18 protein-coding genes are annotated in these 26,708 nt (G+C 69.7%); 6 read left to right on the top strand and 12 right to left on the bottom strand.

Going from position 1 to position 26,708, the window contains the following annotated elements; all coding sequences use genetic code 11:
• Positions 1–3: 3 nt before the first annotated feature.
• Positions 4–2,223, top strand: coding sequence for an aldehyde oxidoreductase molybdenum-binding subunit PaoC (gene paoC / locus ASF18_RS10690; RefSeq protein WP_056351409.1), 2,220 nt, complete (start codon positions 4–6; stop codon positions 2,221–2,223).
• Positions 2,224–2,319: 96 nt separating this feature from the next.
• On the opposite strand, the gene ASF18_RS10685 is transcribed toward paoC, so the two are convergent.
• The 9 genes from ASF18_RS10685 to ASF18_RS10645 form a co-directional block, all read right to left on the bottom strand.
• Positions 2,320–4,467 carry a sodium-translocating pyrophosphatase gene (locus ASF18_RS10685; protein WP_056351406.1) on the bottom strand — a complete coding sequence of 716 codons (2,148 nt, stop codon included), beginning with the start codon at positions 4,465–4,467 and terminating at the stop codon, positions 2,320–2,322.
• Between the two features lie 338 nt (positions 4,468–4,805).
• Positions 4,806–5,795 (bottom strand): thiamine-phosphate kinase, encoded by a 990-nt coding sequence (gene thiL / locus ASF18_RS10680; RefSeq protein ID WP_056351403.1) that lies wholly within the window; start codon positions 5,793–5,795, stop codon positions 4,806–4,808.
• A gap of 5 nt (positions 5,796–5,800) precedes the next feature.
• Complete coding sequence (nusB, locus tag ASF18_RS10675) at positions 5,801–6,277, bottom strand: transcription antitermination factor NusB (protein WP_056214016.1); 477 nt, start codon at positions 6,275–6,277, stop codon at positions 5,801–5,803.
• 23 nt (positions 6,278–6,300) lie between these two features.
• Positions 6,301–6,807, bottom strand: a complete 507-nt coding sequence (ribH, locus tag ASF18_RS10670) for a 6,7-dimethyl-8-ribityllumazine synthase (protein WP_056213889.1) — start codon at positions 6,805–6,807, stop codon at positions 6,301–6,303.
• A 208-nt stretch (positions 6,808–7,015) separates the two neighbouring features.
• Positions 7,016–7,660 (bottom strand): riboflavin synthase, encoded by a 645-nt coding sequence (locus ASF18_RS10665; RefSeq protein ID WP_056351400.1) that lies wholly within the window; start codon positions 7,658–7,660, stop codon positions 7,016–7,018.
• Between the two features lies 1 nt (position 7,661).
• The gene (gene ribD / locus ASF18_RS10660) at positions 7,662–8,804 is read right to left on the bottom strand and encodes a bifunctional diaminohydroxyphosphoribosylaminopyrimidine deaminase/5-amino-6-(5-phosphoribosylamino)uracil reductase RibD (protein ID WP_056351397.1); all 1,143 of its coding nucleotides are present in this window, start codon (positions 8,802–8,804) and stop codon (positions 7,662–7,664) included.
• 11 nt (positions 8,805–8,815) lie between these two features.
• Positions 8,816–9,400 (bottom strand): transcriptional regulator NrdR, encoded by a 585-nt coding sequence (gene nrdR / locus ASF18_RS10655; protein ID WP_244472659.1) that lies wholly within the window; start codon positions 9,398–9,400, stop codon positions 8,816–8,818.
• A gap of 140 nt (positions 9,401–9,540) precedes the next feature.
• Positions 9,541–10,845 carry a serine hydroxymethyltransferase gene (glyA, locus tag ASF18_RS10650; protein WP_056274539.1) on the bottom strand — a complete coding sequence of 435 codons (1,305 nt, stop codon included), beginning with the start codon at positions 10,843–10,845 and terminating at the stop codon, positions 9,541–9,543.
• Between the two features lie 273 nt (positions 10,846–11,118).
• The gene (locus ASF18_RS10645) at positions 11,119–12,417 is read right to left on the bottom strand and encodes a L,D-transpeptidase family protein (RefSeq protein ID WP_056351394.1); all 1,299 of its coding nucleotides are present in this window, start codon (positions 12,415–12,417) and stop codon (positions 11,119–11,121) included.
• 269 nt (positions 12,418–12,686) lie between these two features.
• Here ASF18_RS10645 and ASF18_RS10640 point away from each other — a divergent pair, with 269 nt between their 5' ends.
• From ASF18_RS10640 to ASF18_RS10625, 4 genes are all read left to right on the top strand, one after another.
• Complete coding sequence (locus tag ASF18_RS10640) at positions 12,687–13,073, top strand: hypothetical protein (RefSeq protein WP_082487394.1); 387 nt, start codon at positions 12,687–12,689, stop codon at positions 13,071–13,073.
• 42 nt (positions 13,074–13,115) lie between these two features.
• Positions 13,116–14,105 carry a DUF1775 domain-containing protein gene (locus ASF18_RS10635; protein WP_056351388.1) on the top strand — a complete coding sequence of 330 codons (990 nt, stop codon included), beginning with the start codon at positions 13,116–13,118 and terminating at the stop codon, positions 14,103–14,105.
• A 220-nt stretch (positions 14,106–14,325) separates the two neighbouring features.
• The gene (locus ASF18_RS10630) at positions 14,326–16,488 is read left to right on the top strand and encodes a TonB-dependent receptor (RefSeq protein ID WP_082487392.1); all 2,163 of its coding nucleotides are present in this window, start codon (positions 14,326–14,328) and stop codon (positions 16,486–16,488) included.
• A gap of 63 nt (positions 16,489–16,551) precedes the next feature.
• Entirely contained in the window at positions 16,552–17,532 is a 981-nt protein-coding gene (locus tag ASF18_RS10625) for a hypothetical protein (RefSeq protein WP_082487390.1), read from the top strand.
• A 72-nt stretch (positions 17,533–17,604) separates the two neighbouring features.
• Here the strand turns inward: ASF18_RS10625 and ASF18_RS10620 are convergent, their stop codons facing one another.
• Together ASF18_RS10620 and ASF18_RS10615 are read right to left on the bottom strand one after the other, a co-directional pair.
• Positions 17,605–20,037, bottom strand: coding sequence for a penicillin-binding protein 1A (locus ASF18_RS10620; RefSeq protein ID WP_056213908.1), 2,433 nt, complete (start codon positions 20,035–20,037; stop codon positions 17,605–17,607).
• Between the two features lie 235 nt (positions 20,038–20,272).
• Complete coding sequence (locus ASF18_RS10615) at positions 20,273–21,556, bottom strand: N-acetylmuramoyl-L-alanine amidase (RefSeq protein WP_056213911.1); 1,284 nt, start codon at positions 21,554–21,556, stop codon at positions 20,273–20,275.
• A 794-nt stretch (positions 21,557–22,350) separates the two neighbouring features.
• Here ASF18_RS10615 and ASF18_RS10610 point away from each other — a divergent pair.
• Positions 22,351–25,428 (top strand): ribonuclease E/G, encoded by a 3,078-nt coding sequence (locus ASF18_RS10610; protein WP_056351385.1) that lies wholly within the window; start codon positions 22,351–22,353, stop codon positions 25,426–25,428.
• Positions 25,429–25,486: 58 nt separating this feature from the next.
• On the opposite strand, the gene ASF18_RS10605 is transcribed toward ASF18_RS10610, so the two are convergent.
• Complete coding sequence (locus tag ASF18_RS10605; RefSeq protein ID WP_056351618.1) at positions 25,487–26,665, bottom strand: aminotransferase class I/II-fold pyridoxal phosphate-dependent enzyme; 1,179 nt, start codon at positions 26,663–26,665, stop codon at positions 25,487–25,489.
• Positions 26,666–26,708: the final 43 nt, after the last annotated feature.

Genomic DNA, 26,708 nt, shown 5'->3' with positions numbered 1-26,708 from the left:
GCCATGAAGTTCGACACCCCCGCGGGCCAGAACCCGATCGACCAGCTCAAGGTCGTCGGCAAGGCCACCGACCGCATCGACGGCAAGTTCAAGACCACCGGGACTGCGCCCTATGCCTATGAGCGCCACGACGTGGTGGCGAATCAGGCCTACGGCTACGTGCTCGGCGCCGGCATCGCCAAGGGCCGCATCCGCGCCATCGACACGGCGGCCGCCAAGGCGTCGCCCGGCGTCGTCGCCATCGTCACCACCCTGGACATGCAGGCTCTCGGCCTCGGCCGGATGAACGCCGCCAACCTCTTCGGCGGTCCTCAGGTCCAGCACTACCACCAGGCCATCGCGGTCGTGGTGGCCGAGACCTTCGAGCAGGCCCGAGCCGCGGCGTTCCTCGTCAAGGTCGACTATGCCCGCGAGGCCGGCCAGTTCGACCTCGCGGCCGTGGCCTCGTCCGCCAAGCCGGTTCCCGGCGACAGCGGCGAGGGCAGCGGCGGCGGCGGCGAGGATCGAACCGGCGACTTCGAGGGCGCCTTCGCCTCGGCGCCCGTCCAGTTCGACGAGACCTACACGACCCCCGACGAGAGCCACGCGATGATGGAGCCGCACGCGACCATCGCCGCCTGGGAGGGCGACAAGCTCACCCTCTGGACCTCCAACCAGATGATCGCCTGGACCAAGGGCAGCATCGCCAAGATCCTCGACATCCCGGAGGCGTCGATCCGCGTCGACTCGCCCTATATCGGCGGCGGCTTCGGGGGAAAGCTGTTCGTGCGCTCCGACGCCGTGGTGGCGGCGCTGGCCGCCAAGGCCGCCGGCCGACCGGTCAAGGTCGCGCTGACCCGGCCGCTGGTCGCCAACAACACGACCCACCGGCCGGCCACGATCCAGCGCATCCGCATCGGTGCGACACCGGACGGGACGATCACCGCCATTGCGCACGAGAGCACCTCCGGCAACCTGCCCAAGGGCAAGCCGGAGACGGCGGTGGATCAGACCAAGCTGCTCTATGCCGGGGCCAATCGCCTGACGGCGATGAAGCTCGCCCATCTCGACCTGCCCGAGGGCAATTCGATGCGGGCGCCGGGCGAGGCGCCGGGCCTGATGGCCCTCGAGATCGCCATGGACGAGATGGCCGAGAAGCTGGGCATGGACCCGGTCGCCTTCCGCGTCCGCAACGACACCCAGGTCGATCCGGGGCATCCCGAGCGTCCGTTCTCCCACCGCAACCTCGTGGGCTGCCTGAAGCTCGGCGCGGAGACGTTCAACTGGTCGGCCCGCAACCCGAAGCCCGGCCAGGTTCGCGACGGGCGCTGGCTCGTGGGCATCGGCATGGCGGCGGGTTTCCGCAACAACCTGCTGATGAAGTCGGGCGCCCGGGTCCGCCTCGGGCGCGACGGCATCGTCACGGTCGAGACCGACATGACCGATATCGGGACCGGCTCCTACACCATCATCGCGCAGACCGCCGCCGAGATGATGGGCGTGGGCCTCGACAAGGTGGTGGTGCGCCTCGGCGATTCGTCCTACCCGGTCTCGGCCGGCTCGGGTGGCCAGTTCGGTGCGAACAACTCGACCGCCGGTGTCTACGCGGCCTGCGTCCAGCTCCGCGAGGCGGTGGCGCAGCGGCTCGGCTTCAACTCGGCCGATGCGGTGTTCGCGGACGGGCAGGTCCGCTCCGGAAATCGCACCGAGACCCTGGCCAAGGCGGCCAGCGAGGGTGAACTGGTGGCGGAGGATTCGATCGAGTACGGCGACCTCGCCAAGAAGCAGCAGCAATCGACCTTCGCGGGCCACTTCGTCGAGGTCGGCGTCGACGTCGACACGGCGGAGATCCGGGTGCGGCGCATGCTGGCGGTCTGTGCCGCCGGGCGCATCCTCAACCCGAAATCGGCCCGCAGCCAGGTCATCGGCGGTATGACGATGGGCGTCGGCGGAGCGCTGATGGAGGAACTCGCGGTCGACACCAAGCGCGGCTTCTTCGTGAACCACGATCTCGCCGGCTACGAGGTGCCGGTGCACGCGGACATTCCGCACCAGGAGGTGATCTTCCTCGACGAGGTCGATCCGCAATCCTCGCCGATGAAGGCCAAGGGCGTGGGCGAACTCGGCATCTGCGGTGTGGGCGCGGCGGTGGCCAACGCGGTCTACAACGCCACCGGCGTGCGGGTGCGGAGCTACCCGATCACCCTCGACAAGCTCCTCGGCCAAATGCCGGACGCTGCCTGAGACCGAACGCGCGAAGGCCGCGGCAGGGATCCTGCCGCGGCCCGCAGGACGTCGCGCGACCCCCGGTGGCCTCAGGCCGCCGGGGGTCGTTCGCGTTCAGCTGTGTGCCAGCACCGCCAGCAGCAGCAGGGCGATGATGTTCGTGATCTTGATCGCCGGATTCACGGCGGGGCCGGCTGTGTCCTTGTAGGGATCGCCGACGGTGTCGCCGGTCACGGCCGCCTTGTGGGCGTCCGAGCCCTTGCCGCCGTGATGCCCGTCCTCGATGTACTTCTTGGCGTTGTCCCAGGCACCGCCGCCCGAGGTCATCGAGATCGCAACGTAGAGCCCCGTGATGATCACGCCGAGGAGCATCGCTCCCACCGTGGCGAAGGCCTGGCTCTTTCCGCCGATCGGCTGGATCACGAAGAACAGCACGATCGGCGACAGCACCGGCAGCAGCGAGGGAACGATCATCTCCTTGATCGCCGCCCGGGTGAGCATGTCGACGGCGCGGCCGTAATCCGGCCGGTCGGTCCCCTGCATGATGCCGGGCTTCTCACGGAACTGCCGACGCACCTCCTCCACCACGGCGCCGGCCGCGCGGCCCACCGCGGTCATCGCCATGCCGCCGAACAGGAACGGGATCAGGCCGCCCAGCAGCAGACCGACGACCACGTAGGGGTTGGAGAGCGAGAAATCGACGGTCACGCCCTGGAAGAAGCGGTACTGGGTCGGGCTCGCATGGGCGATGAAGTAGTTCAGGTCGGAGGTGTAGGCGGCGAACAGCACCAGGGCGCCGAGGCCGGCCGAGCCGATGGCGTAGCCCTTGGTCACCGCCTTGGTGGTGTTGCCGACCGCGTCGAGGGCATCGGTGGACTTGCGAACGTCCGGCGGCAGGCCGGCCATCTCGGCGATGCCGCCGGCATTGTCGGTGACCGGCCCGAAGGCATCGAGGGCCACGATGAAGCCGGCGAGCGCCAGCATGGCGGTGACCGCGATGGCGATGCCGAACAGCCCGGCCAGCGAGTAGGTGCTGATGATGCCCGCGACGATGACGAGCGCGGGCAGAGCGGTGGATTCGAGCGAGATCGCCAGGCCTTGGATCACGTTGGTGCCGTGGCCCGTCACGGACGCGTCCGCGATGGACTTCACCGGCCGGAAGTTGGTGCCGGTGTAGTACTCGGTGATGACGACGATCAGCGCCGTGATGACGAGGCCGATCACCGCGCAGCCGAGAAGGCCCCCGGAGGTGAAGGTCACGCCCGCGTTGGTGGTGAAGGCCGTGCCGAAGCCGCCGAACAGGGCGTAGTTCACGCCCGCGATGGCGACGATCGAGAGGGCTCCGGCGGTGATCAGGCCCTTGTAGAGTGCGCCCATGATCGACTGGTTGGCCCCGAGCCGCACCGCGTAGGTGCCGGCGATCGAGGTCAGGATGCAGGCCGAGCCGATGGCCAGGGGATAGAGCAGCATCGCCTCGAGGACGTTGCGCCCCCCGACCTCGGTCTGGCCGGAGAAGAAGATCGCCGCGAGCACCATGGTGGCGACCACGGTCACCGCGTAGGTCTCGAACAGGTCGGCCGCCATGCCGGCGCAGTCGCCGACGTTGTCGCCGACATTGTCCGCGATGGTGGCAGGGTTGCGCGGATCGTCCTCCGGGATCCCGGCCTCGACCTTGCCGACGAGGTCGCCGCCGACATCCGCGCCCTTGGTGAAGATGCCGCCGCCGAGACGGGCGAAGATCGAGATTAGCGAGGCGCCGAAGCCCAGGGCCACCAGGGCGTCGATGACGTCGCGGCTGGCCGGCGACAGGCCGGCGATGCGGGTGAGGTAGCCGTAGTAGAGCGCCACGCCGAGGAGCGCGAGGCCGGCCACGAACATGCCGGTGACGGCCCCCGATTTGAAGGCGACGTCGAGGCCGCCGCCGAGCGACGTGGAGGCCGCCTGCGCGGTGCGGACGTTGGCACGCACCGAGACGTTCATGCCGATGAAGCCGGCCGCCCCCGACAGCACGGCGCCGATCAGGAAGCCGATCCCCACCTTCAACCCGAGGAAATATGTGAGGGCGACGAACAGCACGAGCCCGACGATCGCGATCGTGGCGTATTGGCGCCGGAGATAGGCCTGCGCCCCCTCGGCGATCGCCCCCGCGATCTCCTGCATGCGCTGGGTGCCGGCGTCGCGCTTCATCACGTCGTTGATCGTGAGGATGCCATAGGCGACGGCGCACAGCCCGCCCAGGATGATAAGCAACAAAGCTGTCATTCGACCGTCCTTGATTGGCGATGCCTGTGCGGGTCTGTCGTGGCGTTGCTGGACTTCGTGGCCGTGATTTCCGGGTGTGCGCAGCGTTTCTGGCGTGCGAAGGTCATCGTTCGCGCGAGCGTCTCCGCCGCGCGCCGCGTTTCTGTTTTTGTGCATCTCCTCCCAAGGAATGCCTGCTCTGAGTGCCAAACTTCACCGGCGCTGGCAAATGCTGCCGAGCTTTTTCAGCCGCGAATATTTTTGCATCGCAAAACAGGTCGGGTTCGGTGGAAGTGTTCGCGCGGGCGCGAGCCTGATCTCAGCGTTCGCGGACGGCGCCGCGCGAAGCGGCCGGCGTCTCAGAAGTGGCTGAAGGACCCTGTCCCCAGCATCCGCGGCGTGCCGTCGGCCTCCCGGAAGGAAGGCGACGCGGAACCGGCCGTGACCGTGCCGATGCAGGTCAGGGGCGTGCCGGTGGCGCCCGCCGCCGCCAGGCAGGCGTTCAGGTTCGCGGGGGCCACGGCGCAGAGGATCTCGTAATCGTCGCCGCCGGTCGCGATCGGGGTCAGGAGGGCCGGCTCCTGGGCCAAGGCTCTCGCGGCGGCGGGCGAGAGCGGGAGCCGGGCGAGATCGATCTCCGCGGAGCGCTCCTCCCCCTTCAGCATCTTGGCCAGATCCCCGGCGAGGCCGTCCGAGACGTCCATCGCGGCCCGGGCATAGCGGCGCAGGACCGGAGCGAGGCCGATGCGCGGGCGGGGATGCCAGTAGCGATCGATGAGGGCGTCGCGATCCGCCGCGTCCAGCGCGCCCGCCCAGCCCGGCCCGTTGGGGCGGCGCAGGAGCAAGCCCAGGGCCGCATCCCCGATCGTGCCGCTGACGCAGATCCGGTCGCCGACCTGCGCGGTCCCACGCCGGACGATTCCCCCCGCTGGGACTTCGCCGATCGCGGTCACGCCGATCAGCGCCGGGCCGGCCGCCCGCACGGTATCGCCGCCGAGGAGGTCGAGGCCGAACTCCGAGAGACCATCGGCGAGGCCGGCCGCGAAGCCAGCGAGCCAGTGCTCGGTCCAGTCATCGGGCAGCGCGAGCGTCAGCAGGATTCCGCGCGGGCGGGCGCCCTTGGCGGCGAGGTCCGAGACGTTCACGCCGAGGGCCTTGCGGGCGATCGAACCCGGTGGATCGTCGGGAAAATAATGCACCCCGGCCACGATGGCGTCGGCCGTGAGAACGAGGTCGCAGCCGGGACTGGGCGACAGGGTGGCGGCGTCGTCGCGCAGGCCATCCGCTCCGGGTCCCGCCAGGGGCGCGAAGTAGCGCGCGATCAGCCCGTCCTCGTCGGGCCGGGCCACCGGGGTCAGGCCCGGCCGGAGGCCGGCAGGCCGGCAAATTCGTTGCCGCGCACGTCCCGGGCCACCTTGTCGAGGACGCCGTTGACCATGCCGGGCTCGTCGCCGCCGAAGAAGCTGTGGGCGACATCGACGTATTCGGAGATGACGACCCGCGCCGGTACGTCGCGGCGGGACATGAGCTCGTAGGCGCCCGCCCGCAGGATGGCGCGCAGGACCGCCTCGATGCGCTTGAGGGGCCAGCCCGAGGCCAGTGCCCCGTCGAGGATCGGATCGATGGCCCGCTGCTCTTCGACGACGCCGCGCAGGAGGTCGCGGAAGAAGGCGATCTCGGCGGCCGGATGCTCGATGCCGTCGACTTCGCGCCCGATCCAGAAGGTCTCGAACTCGGTGAGCGCCTCGATCACGCCCTTGCCCGAGATTTCCATGTCGTAGAGCGCCTGCACGACGGACAGGCGTGCGCCGCTGCGTTCGGCGGTCTTCATCCCGGAGTCGTTGGCCATGATCCTCAATCCTCTCCGACCGACGCCGCCGATGCGTCGCGCTTCAGCGACAGCACCGCGAGCGCGGCCTCGGCGGCACCGCCGCCCTTGTTCAGTTCGGCGACCCGGGCACGGGCCTGGGCCTGGGCTTCCGTCTCCACCGTGAGGATGCCGTTACCCAGCGGCAGGCGCAGGGTGACGGAGAGGTCCATCAGGGCCCGCGCGCTCTCGCCCGCGACGATGTCGTAATGCCCGGTCTCGCCGCGGATGACGCAACCGAGCGCCACCACGGCATCGTAGGGCTGGCCGGCACGGGCCGCGGCCTCGACCAGGATCGCGATGGCGGCCGGGATCTCCAGGGCGCCGGGCACGGTCACCACCGTGGCCACCGCTTCGGCCGCGGCAAGGGCGCCTTCCGCGCCGGCCAGGAGCTCGTCGGCGAGATCCTCGTAGTAGCGGGCTTCGACCACGAGGACGCGCGCGCCCTTGACGTTGGCGGGAGCGGTGCGGGAAGCGTAGGCGAGCGATACCATCGAGAGGCTTTCACGGGACACGGTCGGCGGACGGCACAGCAGCCGGGACCGGGCGCGCTTGCCGCGACCCTCGGGGATCCGTCGGTGCGCAAGACTCGACCGGCCGGACCTGTCCTGCGCCCGCAGCCGCGAGCGATAGACCCTAGGCGCCGTGGCGACAAGCGCGAGCCCCGCCAATCCGGGACTGCGGGTGCTGGTCCGCGCGCGCTCAGGCCCCTGCGGCGGCGCGGCTCTCGGACAGGCGGGCGGCGTAGCGGGCGATGAGGTCGACCTCGAGGTTGAGCCGATCCCCGGCCCGCCGCTCGCCCCAGGTGGTCACCGCCAGGGTGTGCGGGATGAGCAGCACCGAGAACAGGTCGCCGTCCACCGTGTTCACGGTCAGCGAAGTGCCGTCGAGGCAGACCGAGCCCTTCTCGGCGATGAAGCGTGCGAGCTGGGCCGGGGCGCGCAGGGTGAAGCGGTCCGAGGGGGCCCATTGCGGATCCCCCGCGCCGCCCGTGACGGGGTCTCGGGCCACGAGTTCGGCCAGGCCGTCCACGTGGCCGGTGACGAGATGGCCGCCGAGCTCGTCGCCGATCTTCAGGGAGCGCTCGAGATTCAGGCGCCGGCCCTCGCGCCACGTGCTCACATGGGTGCGGGCCAGCGTCTCGGCCGCGGCATCGACGGCGAAGATGCAGCCGTCCTCCGCCGGCTCGATCGCGACCGCCGTGAGGCAAGGGCCCGAGCAGGCGATGGAGGCACCCAGCGCGATGGTGGCGGGATCGTAGTGCGAGCGGATGCGAATGCGGCGCAGGCGGTCGTCGCCGGCGACCGACACGACCTCTCCGACATCCGTGACGAGACCGGTGAACATCTCAGGCGCTCCGCTCGTAGGTGACGGCCCGGTCGGGACCGAGAAACCGGGTTTCGACGACCCGGAGGTGGTGTTCGTCGAGCCGCTTCCGAAGCACAGGGCCGATGGCCGGCAGGCCGCCGGTGTCGCCGAGTCGTCCTGGGCCGGTGATGAGCGTGAAGACGTCGACGAGGTCGGCGCCCGCCAGGGCATCGGCAAGGTGCGGGCCGCCTTCGCAGCAGAGGCGCGTCACGCCCCGCTCGGCCAGGGCCCGCAAGGCGGCGTGCAGGTCGACCCGTCCCGCGCCGTCGGCATCGACGCCGATCACCTCCACACCGAAGGAGGCCAGCATGCGCTTGGCGTGCACCGGAGCCCGGCGGGTGCTGAGGATCAGGGTCGGAACGTCGCGGGCGCTCCGCACCAGGGTGGTGGAGGGCAGCAGGCGAAGGTTCGAATCGAGCACGACGCGCAGGGGCGAACGGTCGGACAGCCCCGGCAGCCGGACCGTGAGGGACGGATCGTCGGCGCGCGCGGTGCCGATGCCGACGAGGATCGCATCCGCGTGCGCTCGCCAGAGATGGACCGCTCCGTCGGCGATGGCGCCGGTGATCCGCAGGCGCTCGGCGGGTGCACCGGCGAAACCATCCTGGGTCTGGGCGAGCTTGAGGTGCAGGCTCGGCCGCCCCCGCGTCACACGGGTGACGTGGCCGCGATGATCGCGGGCGGCCTCCTCCGTTAGGAGGCCCGTGGTCACCGCGATCCCGGCGGCGGCGAGGAGATTATGGCCGCGCCCGGCGACCCGCGGATCGGGGTCCTCCAGGGCCGTGACGACGCGGGCGATGCCGGCTGCGACGATGGCGTCGGTGCAGGGTGGGGTCCGTCCGTGATGGGAGCACGGCTCCAGGCTGACGTAGAGCGTGGCGCCGCGGGCCGCCTCCCCCGCCATGGCGAGAGCGATCGGCTCCGCGTGCGGGCGGCCGCCAGGGGCGGTCACGCCCTGGCCGACGATCCGCTCCGCACCGGGCGGACCCGCCACCACCACCGCGCCGACGGAGGGGTTCGGCCAGGTGCGTCCGAGGTTGCGATGCCCGAGGGCGAGGGCGAGACGCATGTAGCGGCGGTCGGTCTCGGCCGGGCCCGCGGTCTCCGTTCCGGCGGTCTCCATTCCGGCGCTCCTCACGCCCGGGACTTCGGCTGGCGCTTCGGCCGGAGGGGCGTGACCGTCGCAGAGAGATCCGGAAGCCGGTCCCCAGTCGCGGTTCCGCCCGCCCCGCGCGGCTCCTCCGAGCCCGTATCGGCCGGGAGGGCAGCCGGATCGGAGAGGGTCCCGAGCAACGCCTTGAAGTCGCTGGCCTCGCGGAAATTCTTGTAGACCGAGGCGAAGCGCACGTAGGCGACGTCGTCGAGCCCCTTCAGGCCCTCCATCACGAGTTCGCCGATGGCCTCGCTGCCGATCTCGGCCTCGCCGCTGCTCTCGAGCTGACGCGTGATGCCGCTGACGAGGCGTTCGACGCGCTCGGGGTCCACCGGGCGCTTGCGCAGGGCGACCCCGATCGAGCGCTGGAGCTTGTCGCGGTCGAAGGGCACGCGCTTGCCCGAGCGCTTGAGCACGGTGAGTTCGCGCAACTGCACCCGTTCGAAGGTGGTGAAGCGACCGCCGCAATCCGGGCAGACCCGGCGCCGGCGGATCGCCGCCGCGTCGTCGCTCGGGCGCGAATCCTTCACCTGGGTGTCGGGACCGCCGCAATAGGGACACCGCATCGGACGGACACCTGGGAGGGAGGAGCGCTGAGGGGAAGGCGCGCCGGAAACGACAACGGCCGCGGACCCGAGGGTCCGCGGCCGTTGCATGGCATGGTGAGGGGCGCCGGTTCAAGCGCCCGCTGGCGGGGCGTTGCGCCTCAGCCGTAGATCGGGAAGCGGTCGGTGAGGGCGTGCACCCGCTGCTTCACGCTCGCCTCGACCGCGGCATCGCCCTCGTCACCCTTGGCCACCAGGCCATCGAGGACTTCGACGATGAGTCCGCCGATCTGCTTGAACTCGGCGACGCCGAAGCCGCGCGAGGTGCCGGCCGGGGTGCCAAGGCGGATGCCCGAGGTGATGGTGGGCTTCTGCGTGTCGAACGGCACGCCGTTCTTGTTGCAGGTGATGTCGGCGCGGCTGAGGGCCGCTTCCGCCGCCTTGCCGGTGAGGCCCTTGCTGGTGAGGTCGACCAGCATGAGGTGGTTGTCGGTACCGCCCGAGGTGATGTTGTAGCCGCTCGACATCAGGGTGTCGGCCAGCGCCTTGGCGTTCTCGATCACCTGCTTGGCGTAGATCTTGAACTCGGGCTTCAGGGCCTCGCCGAAGGCCACGGCCTTGCCGGCGATGACGTGCATGAGCGGGCCGCCCTGGATGCCGGGGAAGATCGCCGAATTGAACTTCTTGGCCAGCGCCTCGTCGTTCGTCAGGATCATGCCGCCGCGCGGGCCGCGCAGGGTCTTGTGGGTCGTCGTGGTGACGACGTGGGCGTGCGGGAACGGCGACGGATGCACGCCGGCCGCGATCAGGCCCGCGAAATGCGCCGCGTCCACGAAGAAATAGGCGCCGACGGCATCGGCGATCTCACGGAACTTGGCGAAGTCCCAGTGGCGCGGGTAGCCCGAGCCGCCGGCGATGATCACCTTGGGCTTGTGCTCGTGCGCAAGGGCCTCGACCTGCTCCATGTCGATGCGCTGGTCGTCGCGGCGCACGGTGTAGGAGACGGGCTTGAACCACTTGCCCGAGACGTTCGGGGGGGCGCCGTGGGTGAGGTGGCCGCCGGCCGCGAGGTCGAGGCCGAGGAAGGTGTCGCCCGGCTGCATCAGGGCCAGGAACACGCCCTGGTTCGCCTGGCTGCCGGAGTTCGGCTGCACGTTGGCGAAGCCGCAGTTGAACAGACGCTTGGCGCGATCGATGGCCAGGTTCTCGGCGATGTCGACGAACTGGCAGCCGCCATAGTAGCGGCGGCCCGGATAGCCCTCGGCGTACTTGTTCGTCAGCACCGAGCCCTGCGCTTCGAGAACCGCGCGCGAGACGATGTTCTCGGAGGCGATCAGCTCGATCTCGTGCTGCTGGCGGCCGAGTTCCTGGGCCACCGCCTGCGCGATCTCCGGATCCGCGTCCGCGAGGGGAGCAGCGAAGAAGGTGTTGGAGAAGTGCTTGTCGGCAGCAGTACCGGCGCTCATGGAAAGCCTCGATTGTTGAACGGGCGGACGCACCCGTAATCCGCTGGCGTTGGGCGGGCGGGCGTTCGAAGGCTGGATTACTACACGCGACCGGTTCCAAGGCCAAGCACAGGCATTTTTTTGCGTGGGATCAAAAAAATTCAGCACAGAGCGCGTCGCTCAGAGTCGAGACGGCAACAACCCGTGTCGTGGCGTCGCATCCACCATGCAAAAGGCCCGCGCCTTGGGGCGCGGGCCACGACAATCGTGCGGTTTGATCGCCCGTGAGCGGGCTCAGTTCTCCTCGTCGCCCGGCTCGAAGCTCTGAACCGGCTCGGCGCTGGCGACGGGGGTCGGGGCCGAGAGGGTCGAGGGCACGTTCACGCCGTCACGCTTGTAGATGTCGTCGCGGAACTGGACGAGGCCGTCCGGGGTCGACCAGGCCGTGATGTAGGTCCAGTAGACCGGAACCGGGGTCGACAGCGTGGCGTCGACCCGCTTGCCGCTCTCGATGGCCTGCTCGACCTGCTCGCGGCCCCAGCCGGGCGTGTCCTTGAGAAGCCAGGTGATGTACTCGCGCACGTTCTGCACGCGGACGCAGCCCGAGGAGATGAAGCGGAAATCGTCGCCGTAGACGCCCTTCGAGTTCGTGTCGTGCATGAACACGCCGTAGGGGTTCGGAATGTTGATGCGCACGATGCCCATCGAGTTGAAGTCGGCGCCCGAATCCTGGCGGTAGCGGTAGCGGGTGCCTTCGTCCGAGTTCCAGTTCACCGAAGCCGGGGAGATTTCGTTTTCGCCGGCGAAGATACGGATCTTGTTCTCGGTGAGGTAGGTCGGATCCTTCTGCATCTTGGGGATTAGGTCCTTCTTCACGATGGAAGCCGGGACCGTCCAGAACGGGTTGAAATTGATCTGCGTCGCCTTGGTGTTCATGATCGGCGACTGGCGGTCGATCTTGCCGACGCCGGCGGCGTGAAGGGTCACGACCTGGCCGTTCTCCACCGTCTGCACCAGGGCGGCGGGGATGTTGGTGATGACGAACCGATTACCGAGGTTGCCGGCATAGGAGCGCAGGCGCACCACGTTGATTTCGAGCTGGTGCAGGCGGACATCGGCCGGCACGTTCATGGCCGCCTGGGTGGTCTGGCTCATGGCGCCGGTCTGGCTCAGGCCATGCCGCGCCTGGAAACGCTTCACGCCGGCCGCGACGTAGGAATCGTATACGCCCGAGCCGCCGGATGCCGGGTCGAGGTCGCCCGTGACGATCAGGCGCTGGCGCAGGGCGGCCACGGCCGGCCCCTTGGCGCCGACGCGCAGGCGATCGGCGCCGGAGACCGGCTTCCATCCGCCGCGATTGACGATGTCCCGGTAGCGCTCGATCATCTGCTCCGTGGCCGCCACGGTCTGCGGAGACAGGATCGGCGTCGAGGAGCGCTGCACCTGCATGGCGGCGGGCGAGGCGTAGTCCTGCGCCCATTCGGCCTGGGCGAAGCCGCCGGCCTCACGCGCCGTCGCCGACTGGCCGATGACGGCCGCCGATGCGAGCAGCGCGAAGCCGAGCGCGCGGGTGTGGAAAGCCTGATTCAGCATCGGACGTGAACTCTGATCTGATTTACGAAGCGACATGCGGTGTCGTCGGTCCCGGCAGCGCGCGCCGAGGTCTCGCAACACCCCCTGTCACGACCGTGTCGGGGTACGGTTAAGAACTCATGGGGACCCGGCCACATTGTGGCACGGCGCGGCTTATCCCCGCGATCCCCGGACACGTTCTCTCGACTGCGGCCCGTGTGCCACAGCACGGTGTCTCACCGTGCGATCGGTATGGCGAAACGAGGACCGATGGCGTAAGTCGAAGGACGATGACGCTTCCGGCGAACCAGGCTGGCCACGGAAGGTGGGCCCCGCTGCGTGCGATCACTGCGGTGGTCGCCCTCTACGCGTTCGTTCTCCATGCCGTCCTCAGCGGTCTCGTGCCCCTGCCGGACTCCTCCGCGCACGGCATCCTCTGCCTCGGGCAGATCGACGAGGCCGGCCCCGCTGCACCCGATTCGACCCACGCCCATCATCAGCCCTGTTGCACCGTGGCCGGGCCGATGCTGCACGCGGCGATGCCGGAGGTGTCGGCTCGCACCATCGTCTGGCCGGCGCCCGCGACGAGCCGGGTGACCTGGCGACGCGAGGCGTCCGTTTCCGCTCGTGGACCGCCGGGCACGATCCCCCATCCCAGAGGTCCGCCCGCCGTCTGATCCGATCGCCGATTCCCGATCCCATCAGACACGGACCATCCGATGAACCGCATCCCCCGGGCCGAGCTCTTCGCAGGCCTCCTCCTCTCCCTGTCCGCTACCGCCGCCCTCGCCCACGCCACCCTGGAGCGCAAGGAGGCGAGCCCGAATGCCGCCTACCGCGGCGTCGTGCAGATCACCCATGGCTGCGACGGCCAGCCGACCAACCGCGTCAGCGTCACCATCCCCGAGGGCGTGATCGGTGCCAAACCGATGCCGAAGCCCGGCTGGACCGTGACGACCGCGAAGGGCGCCTATGCCCGCGCCTATCCGTACTATCACGGGGACATTCGCGAGGGGGTGAGGACCATCACCTGGACCGGGGGCAGCCTGCCCGACGATCAGGTCGACGAATTCACTTTCCTGGCGCGGGTCAGCGACGCCTTCGCGCCCGGCAGTACGGTCTACTTCCCCGTCGAGCAGGATTGCGCCGCGGGGCAGTACCGCTGGGGCGAGATCCCGGCCGCGGGGCAGGATGCCCATGCCCTGAAATCCCCCGCCCCCGGCGTCCGCATCGTGGCCGCCGCCTCCGGCCCGGCCCGCGCCGCGGCGTCGAGCGTCAAGGCCGGCGACCTGAGCATCGAGACCCCCTGGATGCGCGCGACGCCCGGCGGCGCCAAGGTGGCGGGCGGCTACGTCCGCGTCACCAACACCGGCAGCCAGGCCGACCGCCTCGTCGGTGCTTCGACCCCCCTGGCGGGACGCACGTCGATCCACTCCATGACCATGGAGGGCGGCGTGATGAAGATGGCCCCGGTCGAGGGTGGCCTGATGATCAAGCCGGGCGAGACGGTGGAGCTGAAGCCCGGCGGGCTGCACCTCATGTTCGAGGATCTCGCGAGTGGACCCAAGGCCGGCGAGACGGTCGAGGGCACGCTGCGCTTCGAGCGCGCCGGCACCGTGCCCGTCACCTTCAGCGTCGCGCCCATCGGCGCGATGAAGCCGGGTGCGCCAGCCGCCGCCGCGACGGCACCGGGCCACCACGAGCACTGACGCCGCGCGTCCCCGGATCCCGGGGACCGAAGGCCGGCCGGATCCTACCGTGACCGGCCGGCTCGACGCCTGGCGGTGTTCGTCTTCCAACTGGCCCGACCCATCGCTCCGCCGCGCGCATCCCCGCGCGGCGTCCGCCACCTCGCCCCTCTCCCACCGGGATCATGCCGGCCCCTTCGCGCCGTCGCGAAGCGCGGGCCCATGGTCCGGAGCCCGTCCCATGTCCGCGCCTCGGAATGTCTCCCCTCCCCGAAATGAGCTCGCCCCGCTCTCCCCCTGCCCCAAGGCCGCTGCCCTCGCCCTCCTGGGGGGTGCCTCGCTCCTGACCCTCGTCATCGCCGCGACGCCGTCCTGCGCCGAGGAAACGGCTGCCGCAACGTTGTCCGAGCTCAGCATCGAGGGCGCCGCGGCCGGCTCCCTCACGGTGCCGAGCGTCGCGGCCCAGCGCGCTGCGGTGAACGCCACCGTCGGTTCCGTCGCCTTCGTCGACGCCAAGGACTTCCAGGACCGCTACGCCAATACCCTGCGCGATACGCTGAAGGACGTGCCCGGTGTCTACGTGCAGGAACGCTACGGCCAGGAACTCCGCCTGTCGGTGCGGGGCTCGGGCATCTCGCGTGGCTTCCACCTGCGCGGGCTCGAACTGCTGCAGGACGGCATTCCGCTGAACCTCGCCGACGGCAGCGGCGACTTCTACCAGGTCGATCCCCTGGGGCTGCGCTCGATCGAGGTCTACAAGGGCGGCAACGCCCTCACCTTCGGAGCGACAACCCTCGGCGGGGCCATCAACGCCGTCACCCCCACCGCCCAGACGGCCTTCGCGCCCAACATCCTGCGCATCGACGGCGGCGCCTTCAACACGATCCGGGAGAACGTTCAGGTCTCGCGCATCTCCGGCCCGGTCGATTTTCTCGTCAACGGCACGATCACCAATTCCGACGGCTACCGGGACCACGAGACCCAGCGGACGCAGAACTTCAACGCCAATCTCGGCTACCAGCTCGCGCCGGGCGTCGAGACGCGCTTCTATGCCGGAGTCTACCTGACCGACCAGAAGCTCCCCGGCACGCTGAGCCTCTTCAATGCCCTGAACAATCCGACGCTCGCCAATCCGTCGGCGATCGCCGGCAACCAGTCGCGCAAGGTCGAGACCGAGCGGATCGCCAACCGCACCTCGTTCCTGCTCGATGTCGGCAAGCTCGACATCGACACCTGGGCGATCCACAAGTCGCTCTACCACCCGATTTTCCAGGTCATCGATCAGGACGGCTGGACCTACGGGATCGCCCCGCACTGGGCCGGGACCTTCGAGGTCGCCGGCTATCGCAACGACCTGATCCTCGGCCTGCGCGCCTTCGCGGGCCAGAATTCGGCCCTCCAGTTCGTCAACGTCGCCGGCCAGCGCGGCGCGCAGACGCTGCGCGCGGTGCAGAGCGCCTCGAACTACGAAGCCTATGGCGAGAACCGCTTCTGGTTCCTCCCGGACGTGGCCCTGATGGCCGGCGCCAAGGCGTTTTCCTCCAACCGGACCTACAGCAACAAGGGCGGCTTCTCCGGCGCCAACGCGTTCCCCGCCTCGGCCAACGAGACCTATGCGGGTATCAATCCCAAGGTCGGCCTCCTCTGGCAGCCGCTGCCCGACCTGCAGGTCTTCGGCGACATCACCGGGTCGCGTGACGTGCCGGATTTCTCCGACCTCGTGCAGCAGAATACGCTGAACACCACGTTCGTGCCGCTGCGGGCGCAGCGCGCCGTGACCTACGAGGCCGGCACGCGCGGGCGGATCGATCGACTGTCCTGGGACGTCACCCTCTATCGCTCGGAGATCCGCGACGAGCTCATCAACTTCTCGATCAACCCGGGCCTCAACATTCCGGCCGCGACCTTCAACGCGCCCCGGACCCGCCACCAGGGCGTCGAGGCCGCAATCGCCCTCGATCTTGCCCGCGATCTGATCGGCACCGGCGACGCGGTCGTGGTTTCGCAGATCTGGACCCACAACGACTTCCACTTCCTCGCCGACCCGGTCTTCGGCGACAACCAGATCGCCGGCATCCCGCGCGATGTGCTGCGCACGGTCTTGACCTATCGCAACCGCGAGGGTTTCCACGTCAGTCCCTCCGTCGACTGGGTGCCCCAGGGTGCCTTCGCCGACCATGCCAACAGCCTGAAGGTGCCGGGCTACGCCCTCCTCAACGTCCAGGCCGGGTACGACTTCCAGAACGGCGTCTCGGTCTTCGTCGATGCCCGAAACCTGACCGATGCCCGCTACGTGTCGGACATCTCCGTCGTCACCGATGCCCGGACCGTCGCGGGCGGCCCGGTGGCCTTTTACCCGGGCGTCGGCCGCAGCATCTTCGGCGGCATCCGCGCCGGTTTCTGATCGGGCGGGAGCGGGCCGCCGGGTGAGGGTGCGCCTTTCGCGGCCGCCCGCTAGAAGCGCGCCATGAATGAGGGTTTCACCATCGCGCGCGCCCCCGGTGTTCCGGCGCCAGACCATCACCCGGACGTGCATGTCGGCCGGGATGGCTGGCTGTTCCTGATCGGCGGCACCAATTCCGTGCTGAGGCAGTATCGCGATCCGGGGATGCCACGCGCCATCCTCTGGCGCTGGCGCCGCATCCTGGAAGCGCGGGTGCGGCGCTGCGCGGGCCTCGGCATCCGCTACGCCCACGTGGTGGCGCCGGAGAAGCTCACGGTCTATCCGCAGGCGTCCGATGCGCTCGCCTTCGACCCCGAGCGCGCGCCGGTCCTGCGCCTGGAGCGCTGGCTCCGCCTCTCGCCGGCCCGGCGCCACTGGATCGATCTCGTACGGCCGTTTCGCGCGCGTGCCGCCGAGGCGCCGCTCTATTGCCGAACGGACAGCCACTGGACCTTCGCCGGATATCTCCTCGCCTATGGCGAGATTTGCCGCCATCTCGGTCTTGCTCCGCGCCAGGATATCCTCCGGCGCCGCATCGGCTCACCCGCACCCTATGCCGGCGATCTCGGCCTGAAGTTCGATCCGATCCGCAGGGAGACGGTGGAGTCCTGCCTGTTCGAGACCTCGGCGCGGCGCATCCACGCCAACAGGCTTGTCACGGCCTTCGAGGCGGAGGGCCGGGGTCAGGCGGCGCATATCGGCGCCCACGTGGTCTACCGAAACGACTCGTCCGAGGCCGACCCGCGCCGGCTGGTGTTGTTCGCCGATTCCTACGGCCACCACACGTCGACCCCCCATACGGGCAGCCTGACGCCGCTCCTCGCCGACACCTTTCGCGAAGTTCACGTCCTGTGGTCGACGAGCATCGACTGGGGCTACCTCGCGCGGGTGAAGCCGGATTTCGTGGTGTCGGAGATCGCCGAGCGCTTCATGATCGAGCTGCCCCAGACCGGCTTCAACATCGAGAAGCTCGCGGATCTCGCCTTGGCGCGTAGGGCAGGCTGAAACGACGAACGCCCCGGAGATGTCTCCGGGGCGCGATGTCGATCGATGGCGGTCCGCGATGGGTGTGCGGGCCTAGTAGAGCCCGCCGGCCTGGGCGGCGCGATCTGCGTCCGGCGGAACCGCGGCCGGGGCGCTGGAGGATTGTGCCGGGGCGGCGACGTAGGCGTCGGGCGGGGCGGTGCCGGGCTTGAAGGCCTCGAGGATGGTACCACCACCCTCGCCCGAGCCGGCGCGCATGCCGGAGGCGGCCGAGACGCGGATCAGCTTGATGCCCGGGGGCACGCGGAACGGCGTCGGCGGCTTGTCCTTGAGGGCCTGCTTCAGGAAGTCCAGGGCGATGGGGGCTGCGAGACCGCCGCCGGTGGCCCGGTCCCCCAGGGAGCGCGGCTTGTCGAAGCCGATATAGACCCCCACCGCGAGGTCCGGCGAGAAGCCGACGAACCAGGCGTCCTTGGCGTCGTTCGTCGTCCCGGTCTTGCCGGCGAGGGGCTTGCCGACCTGCTTCAGGATGGTGGCGGTGCCGCGCTGGACCACGCCTTCCATGATCGAGACCATCTGGTAGGCGGTCAGCGGGTCGAGGACCTGCTCGGAATCGTCCACGAGCTTGGGCTCGTCCTGGCCCGACCACTTGTCCGCGTCGCAGCCGAGGCACTTGCGGTTGTCGTGCTTGTAGATGGTCTCGCCGACGCGATCCTGGATGCGGTCGATCAGGGTCGGGCGGATGCGCCGGCCGCCATTGGCCAGCATCGAATAGGCGGTGACCATGCGCATCACCGTGGTCTCGCCGGCGCCGAGCGACATCGGCAGCACCGGCAGCATGTCGTCGTAGACGCCGAAGCGGCGGGCATATTCCGCGATCAGCGGCATGCCGACGTCCTTCGCGAGCCGCACCGTCATCAGGTTCTTCGAATGCTCGATGCCGTAGCGCAGGGTGTGCGGACCGCCGGACTTGCCGTCGTAGTTCGAGGGCGTCCAGGCCTCCTGGCCGGGGCCCGCCTCGATGGTGATCGGCGAATCCTGCACGATGGAGGAAGGCGTGTAGCCGTTGTCCAGGGCCGCCGAGTAGACGATCGGCTTGAAGGAGGAGCCGGGCTGGCGCATCGCCTGGGTGGCGCGGTTGAATTGGCTCTCGTCGTAGGAGAAGCCGCCGACCATTGCGTGCACGCGACCGGTATAGGGGTCCATCGCCACGATGGCGCCCGAGACCTCGGGCCGCTGGCGCAGGCGGTACTGGTTGCGGCTCGTATCCGTCGCCTCGACGTAGACGACGTCGCCGGCGTTCAGCGCCGCGGCGGGCGACCGCCCGGTCCAGCGGGTGCCCTCGGCGGTGATCGTGCCGGTCTCGCGCTCCTTCGAAACCTGGCCGGAGGCTTCGCGGCGCGGCTGCAGCCCGATCTGGGCGGAGCCGCCGGTGGTGTTCAGGACCACGGCGAGGCGCCACGGCGCGACGTCGCCGAGACCGGGCACTTCGGCCACGGCGAGGCCCCAGTCGCGGCCGACGAGGTCGACCTTGGCTTGCGCGCCGCGCCAGCCGTGCGACTGGTCGTAGCGAACAAGACCGTCCACCAGGGCCTTGCGGGCCCAGGACTGCATCTTCGGGTCCAGGGTGGCGCGCACGGAGAGGCCGCCCTCGTAGAGCTTCTTCTCGCCGTAGCGCTCGGCGATCTCGCGCCGGACCTCTTCGGTGAAGTAGTTGGCGTTGGCGGCGTTGGCGAAGGCGACGCGCGGATTGACGCCGAGGGGCATCTTGCGGGCCGCTTCGGCCTCTTCCTTGGTGATGTACCCGTTCTGGGCCATCAGGCCGATGATCTCGTTGCGCCGATCGAGCGCCTTCTGGGTCTGGCGGTAGGGGTGGTAGTTGTTCGGCCCCTTCGGCAGGGCGGCGAGGTAGGCCGCTTCGTTGATCGTGAGTTCGTGAACCGACTTGCCGAAGTAATCGAGTGCCGCTGCGGCGACGCCGTGCAGGTTGCGCCCGGGCACGATCGTGCCGAGGAAGATCTCGTTCAGGTAGAGCTCGAGGATCTTGTCCTTCGAGTAGGCGGCCTCGATCCGGAAGGCGATCAGCGCCTCCTTGGCCTTGCGCTCGAAGGTCTGCTCCGGGGACAGGAGGAAGTTCTTGGCGACCTGCTGGGTGATCGTCGAGGCGCCCTGCTTCTTGCCGCTCTTGAAGTTCGTCAGCGCGGCGCGCACGAGACCCTCGGGGTCGACGCCGCCATGCTTGTAGAAGTTCTTGTCCTCGGCCGAGAGGAAGGCCGCGACGACGATCTTGGGCATCGCCTGGATCGGGAGGTAGAGCCGCCGCTCACTGGCGTACTCGGCCAGCAGCGAGCCGTCCGCCGCATGGACGCGGCTCATCACCGGCGGCTCGTAATTGGCGAGCGCGGCGTGATCCGGCAGGTCCTGGCTGAATTTCCAGTAGAAGAACGCGGCCGCCGCGGCGGCGATCACGAAGACCATCGCGCCGACGCTGAACAGGAAGCCGAAGAAACGAAGGATGAAGCGCATCCGGGTCCCGTCCGTCGATGATCCATCGCCGCCGGACGGCCGCGAGAGCACCCGCCACGATGGCGCGTACCTCCTCGGACCGTGTCCCATTCCGAAATGCAAGAGTCCCGCCGCGTTAAATGCGGTCGAGCCCACGCTGTCGGCGGCGTTCGCTCAAGCGCGCCGCGATCAATCCGACCGAGACCATCGGCATCGGTGTGACCGGAGCGCTGTGAGCCCCGGTTTCACACGCATTCTATGGTGAAACTGGGGCGATTGCGGCCGAGCGACGGGGCGGCTGCGGACGGGTCAGCGACGTCCGGCTGCCGAAGAACGCATCGATCGCCTTGGCCATGCCGCCGGTCACCTCGGCGCGCCAACCCTCCGACTGCAGCAGGTCGAGGTCGTGCTTGCTGGACAGGTAGCCGAGTTCCACCAGCACCGAGGGGACGTCGGGCGAGCGCAGAACCTGGAAGCCGGCCTCGCGGTGCGGCTTGGCGCTCATCTCCATGACCGGCCCGAGATGGGTCATCAGCCTCTTGGCGAACCCCGACGAGAAGGTGCGGGTCTCGCGCAGGGTCAGTTCCTGGAGGATGTCGGCGACATGGCCGGGACCCTCGTTCGATTCGGTGCCGGCGGCCGCGTCGGCGCGGTTCTCGCGCTCGGCGAGCTTGGCCGATTCGGCGTCGGTGGCCTTCTCGGAGCCGGTGTAGATGGTGGCGCCGCGCACCTGCGGGGCCGACGAGATCGAATCCGCATGGATCGAGACGAAGAGGTCGGCCTTCGCCTCGCGGGCGAGGCGGACGCGCTCGGAGAGGGGCACGAAGACGTCGCGGTCCCGCGTCATCCGCACCCGGTACCGGCCGCCGGCTTCGAGCTGGGACACCAGGGCCTGGGCGAAGCCGAACACGATGTCCTTTTCGAAGGCGCCGGTGGCCGCGATGGCGCCGGGATCGGTCCCGCCGTGGCCGGCATCGACCATGATCAGAGGGCGGGCGTCCGTCGATTCCGGGATGGTCGCGACCTTGCGCTGGGCCGGTGCCGGATCGCTCGCCACCGAAGCGCGTCGGAAGCCCTCGCGATCGCTGCGCTGGAACTCGATGCTGAGCAGCACGGCGCCGTCGCGCGGGCGCGTCATGGTCTCGATCCGCCCCACCGTCGCCGGTTGGGCGAGGTCGACGACGATGCGCGACCGTCCCGGCGCGAAGAGCCCGTAGCGGAAGGAGGCCACCACCCCGTCGCGCTTCCGGCCCGTCTCCGGCCCGAGCTGGAAGTTCACCTCCGCCAGATCGATCACCGCCCGATCCGGACGCTCCATCACGAAGGCCTTCGCCTCGATGGCCTTTGAAAGGGTCAGGGTCAGCTTCGTGGTACCGTTGCTCGTGGCGAGGTCCGCCGCGATGGCGACGGCCGCCGGCGAGGCGGTCCCATGAGCCTTGTCGGTGTCCTGTGCCCGTGCACCGGTCCCGGCGAACGGGCTCGCTCCGGCGCAGGCCAGGGCGAGGAGGACGGAGCGGAGAAGGCGGGCGCGTCTCGGCATCGTTCCGACAATCATCCCCGTGAGGACGGGCACGCCCCGGAGGAGCGGGCTCGCGAGCGGGCTATGGCGTAAGCCAGCCACTACGGGATACCGACGGGATGGTTAACCGTTCCTCAAGGGCCGCGCTCCACTTCGGCGCCCCTTGTGTCCCGGGGGCGACAGCCCCCGCCACGACGCGGGCCGCGGCGATCCCCCTGCCGAGGTTCGGCACGGAGATGTCAGGTCAGAGCGGCAGATCAAAGATTAAGGACCTTGCCAAAACGTCGCGACGCTCTGTAATGATACGGTCCCCTTCCCGGTGCCGTGCGGTTTGCTCCGCGGCCCGCGGGCGCGGTTCGGCATTGCGTCGAATCGCCTTCGCAGTCGGTTCCCCGCGTCAGACATGGCGGCACAGCAAGGCCGGGTGGGAGTCGGTTCATTCGGTGGCCTTTTCGGCCGCCGCACCGTTCTGCACATGCCGGCCTGTCCTCGGATGGGCCCATACAGTCTTCGCGAGGTCAGGGAGAGAATGAGCGGACACACAGCATCGGTTGCCGTTGCTCGTGTTCAACGCCTGCGCGTTTCGCGTGGCGCCGCCTTCTCGTCGCCCCTGGCCAGGATCAACCCCACGCGCGCCGAGATCCGGCGCCCAGCGGCGGTTGGCGGCAATCCCTTCCCCACAGCTTCCGCGACCCCCTTCCCCGGGTCGTCACGGGCACCGATCCGCCGGGCCGTCGCGCCCGGACCGGTCGGCGCCCCATCGGGACCGCGCGGTTCGAGGAGAACGACGTCGACCGCCATGTCGAAAGTTCGTCATGGCCAACAACAACAAGATGCTCATCGACGCGATGCACCCGGAGGAGACCCGGGTCGTCACGGTTCACGGGTCTAGGGTCGAGGAATTCGACTTCGAGGCCGCCAACAGGCGCCAGCTTCGCGGCAATATCTACCTCGCCAAGGTGACGCGCGTGGAGCCCTCGCTCCAGGCCGCCTTCATCGAGTACGGCGGCAACCGCCACGGCTTCCTCGCTTTCAGCGAGATCCACCCGGACTACTACCAGATCCCCCTCGCGGACCGGCAGGCCCTGCTCGAGGACGAGGCCCGCGAAGCCGAGGAGCACCGGGAGCGCGAGGAGCGCAAGCCCCGCCGCCGCTCGCGCGGCCGTCGCGACGGCACCTCCGCCAAGAAGGCCCGTACGTCCGAGACGGTGACGTCGGAGGACGTCGGCGCACCGATTGCCGGCGAGGCCAACGGCAACCCGATCTCCTTCGACGAGACCTCCTTCGACGAGACTTCGGCCAGCGATCCGGCGATCGGCGTCGCCGACGCGCTGCTCGAGGGCGGCCTCGGCGACGCGCCGCCGCCGATCCTGCCCGGCAGCGATGAATCCGCCGACCTGCCGCAAGCGGCCCTCGCCAGCGGCGAGAGCTCCGAGGGCGACGAGCCGGCGGCGTCGGACGTCCCGTTCTCCGACGACGCAGGGTCTGCTGGTGCCACCGCCGAGGCGCCGGTCGAGCCGGCGGCCGAGTTGGCGCTCGAAGCCGCACCCATGGGCGAGGCCGACTCAGACGTCGCGGCGCCCGCCGCCGGGACCACGTCCGAGGAGGAGTCCGACGAGGACGATGTGGACGAGAGCGACGAGGATTCGGAGGACGACGATTCGGACGACGAGTCCGAGGATGACGACGACGATTCCGATGAGGACGACGACGAGGACGACGAGGAGAGCGAGGGCGAGGACGGCGAGCGTCCGCAGAAGATCGCTCAGGTCGGCGGCGATGCCCTGGCCGAGATCCCCGAGCGCCCGCGCACCTATCGTCGCCACTACAAGATCCAGGAGGTCATCAAGCGCCGCCAGATCATCCTGGTGCAGGTCGTCAAGGAAGAGCGCGGCACCAAGGGCGCGGCGCTGACCACCTACCTGTCTCTGGCCGGGCGCTACTCGGTGCTCATGCCGAATACCGGACGAGGCGGTGGCATCTCCCGCAAGATCACCTCGGCCGCCGACCGCAAGCGCCTCAAGGAAGTCGCCCAGGACCTGGAGGTGCCGGAAGGGATGGGCGTCATCCTGCGCACGGCCGGCGCCTCGCGCACCAAGCCCGAGATCAAGCGCGACTTCGAGTACCTGATGCGCCTGTGGGAGAGCGTCCGCGAGCTGACGCTGTCGTCCTCCGCTCCGGCGCTGGTCTACGAGGAAGGCTCGCTCATCAAGCGCGCCATTCGCGACCTCTATAACAAGGACATCGACGACATCCTGGTGGCGGGCGACGAGGCCTACCGCGAAGCCCGCGACTTCATGCGCATGCTGATGCCCGGTCAGTCGAAGGTCGTGCAGCCCTACCGGGACGCGACGCCGATCTTCGCGCGCTACGGGGTCGAGCAGCAGCTCGACGCGATGTTCTCCACCCACGTCACCCTGAAGTCGGGCGGCTACCTCGTCATCAACCCGACGGAAGCCCTCGTCTCCATCGACGTGAACTCGGGTCGCTCCACCCGCGAGCACGACATCGAGGACACCGCCCTGCGCACCAACCTGGAGGCGGCCGAGGAGGTCGCCCGCCAGCTGCGCCTGCGCGATCTCGCCGGCCTCGTCGTGATCGACTTCATCGACATGGAGGAGAAGCGCAACAACCGCGCCGTGGAGAAGAAGCTCAACGAGTGCTTGAAGAACGATCGCGCCCGCATCCAGGTCGGCCGGATTTCGCCCTTCGGCCTCCTGGAGATGAGCCGCCAGCGCATCCGCACCGGGATGCTGGAGAGCTCGTCCCTGCCCTGCACCCATTGCGGCGGCTCGGGCTACGTCCGGGCGACCTCGTCGGTGGCGCTGCAGATCCTGCGGGCGATCGAGGAATCGCTCCTCAAGAGCACGACGCACAACCTCGTCCTGCGCACCCGCACCGAGGTGGCGCTCTACATCCTGAACCAGAAGCGGGCGCACCTGCGCGAGCTGGAGGTCCGTTTCGGCGTCTCCCTCACCATCGCGGCCGATGAGCGCCTCGCCGCCACCTCCGCCTTCCAGCTCGAACGTGGCGAGCCGGCGGTCCGTGCCGAGGGGCCGGTGACCGGTGTGCGTGCCGTGGCGATCAGCTCCGCCCTTGAGCCCGAGGAGGATTTCGATCCGGAGATCGAGGAGGAGGTCTCCGAGGCCGAGACCGAGGAGACCGAGGCCGGCGCCCCGGCCGAAGAGACCCGTGAGAAGGCCGCCGACGGTGGCGAGGGCCGCGGTGGACGTCGCCGCCGTCGCCGTCGGCGGGGCGGTCGCACCGAAGCGGGCGAGCAGATCGGTGGCGAGTCGGCCTCCGAGGGCGACGAGGATGGCGAGGGCGAGGAGTCCGAGGACATCGCCGCGCAGGCCGAGGCCGACGAGACGGTCGCGTCGGCCGAGACGCCTGCGTCCGGCGAGGATGATGGCAGCGGCCGCCGTCGCCGCCGGGGTCGCCGCGGCGGCCGCGGGCGCGACCGTGACGGTCGCGGGCGCGATGGCGAAGCCGTCGGCCAGGAAGCCGGGCGCGACGAGTCCGAAACTCAGGACTCCGCTCACCGGACCGGTGACGAGCAGGCCTTCGGCGATCGGCCGGTCGCTTCGGTGGAGGGCGATGAAGGTGCAACCGACGCGCCGTCCGCTTTCCTGGGCGGAGAGGAGCCGGTGAGCGCCGCGGCGGTGTCCGAGGCGGTGGCACCGGTGGCCTCCGAGACGGCCGCGCCGGTCGCCCTGGAAGCGCCAGTGGCGGTCGAGCCGGAGGCCGAAGCGGCCCAGACGACGGAGCCGGTGCTTGCGTCCAAGCCGGTGCCCGAGCCGGTGGCGGTGGTGCTCACGCCCCCGTCCGATCCGGATCGTCCGAAGCGGGCCGGCTGGTGGTCCCGGACCAAGGCGGCCCTGACCGGCGAGTGATCGTCCGTCATTAGCCAGAACGAGCGGGGTGGGCGTCGAGCCCGCCCCGTTTTGCGTTTCAGCGAAGCCAAGCCTTGAGGCGCCGCACCGCATCGACGCAATCGGCGTGCGAGCCGGCGAACGAGAAGCGGACGTGGTGGCCGCCATCCTGGCCGTCGAAATCGAGGCCCGGAGTCGCGGCGACCCCTGCCTCGTCGAGCATTCGCCGGCAGAATGCCACCGAATCGTCGGTGAGGTTCGAGACGTCGGCGTAGAGGTAGAAGGCCCCGTCGGCCGGGTGCGTCCGCCCCAGGCCAAGGCCCGGGAAGGCGTCGAGGAGAAGGGCGCGGTTGACGGCGTAGCCCGCGCGCACCGCCTCGACCTCGCCCACGGCGTCGAAGGCCGCCAGCGCCGCGACCTGCGAGAGATAGGGCGCCGAGATGTAGAGGTTCTGCGCCAGCCGCTCGACGGGCCGGGCGAGCCAGTCCGGCACCACCATCCAGCCGATGCGCCAGCCCGTCATGCACCAGGTCTTCGAGAACGAGTTGATGACGATCGCTTCGTCGTCGTAGCGCAGGGCCGTCTCGGTCGGCACGCCGTAGGCGAGCCCGTGATAGATCTCGTCGGAGATGAAGCGCAGCCCCAGCGCCCGGGCCGTGGCACAGAGGTCGGCGAGGCGCGCCGGCTCGATCACGGTGCCGGAGGGGTTGGCCGGGCTCATCACGAGGATGCCGGACAGGGGCTCTCGTTCGTGTAGCGCCTTGAGGGCGGCGCCGGTGGGGGCGAAACGGTCCGCTTCCTGCAGCACCAGGGGGGCCGGGACGAGGTCGAGGGCGTTGAGGAGGCTGCGATAGGCCGGGTAGCCCGGTTGCGGAACCGCGATGCGGGCGCCGGCATCGAACAGGCCGAGGAAGGCGAGCACGAAACCGGCCGAAGAGCCGGTCGTCACGACGATCCGGCTCGGTGGGACCGCGACCCCGTAGGTTTCGGCGTAGTGGCGTGCGATGCGCTCACGCAGGGCCGGGAGGCCGAGCGCCTGGGTGTAGGGCAGTGCGCCGGTCGCGAGAGCCGCCTGTGCAGCCGCGATCACCGCGCGCGGGGCCGGTGCCGAGGGCTGCCCGACCTCCATGTGCACGACGGCCTCCCCGCGCGCCTCGCGGGCGGCGGCCGCCGACATCACGTCCATGGCGAGGAACGGGGCGACGCGGGCCGCGCGTTCGGAGGGCAGGTTCGAAGAGAGGATCAGGGGCTGGCTCATCGGCTCCGTCATAGCGGCTGCGCCGCGCGAGGGCCAAACCTGC

Origin of the sequence: Methylobacterium sp. Leaf89 (genome assembly GCF_001422215.1) — a bacterium.
Taxonomy (GTDB): Bacteria; Pseudomonadota; Alphaproteobacteria; order Rhizobiales; family Beijerinckiaceae; genus Methylobacterium.
This window is presented reverse-complemented; position numbering and strand designations above follow the sequence as displayed.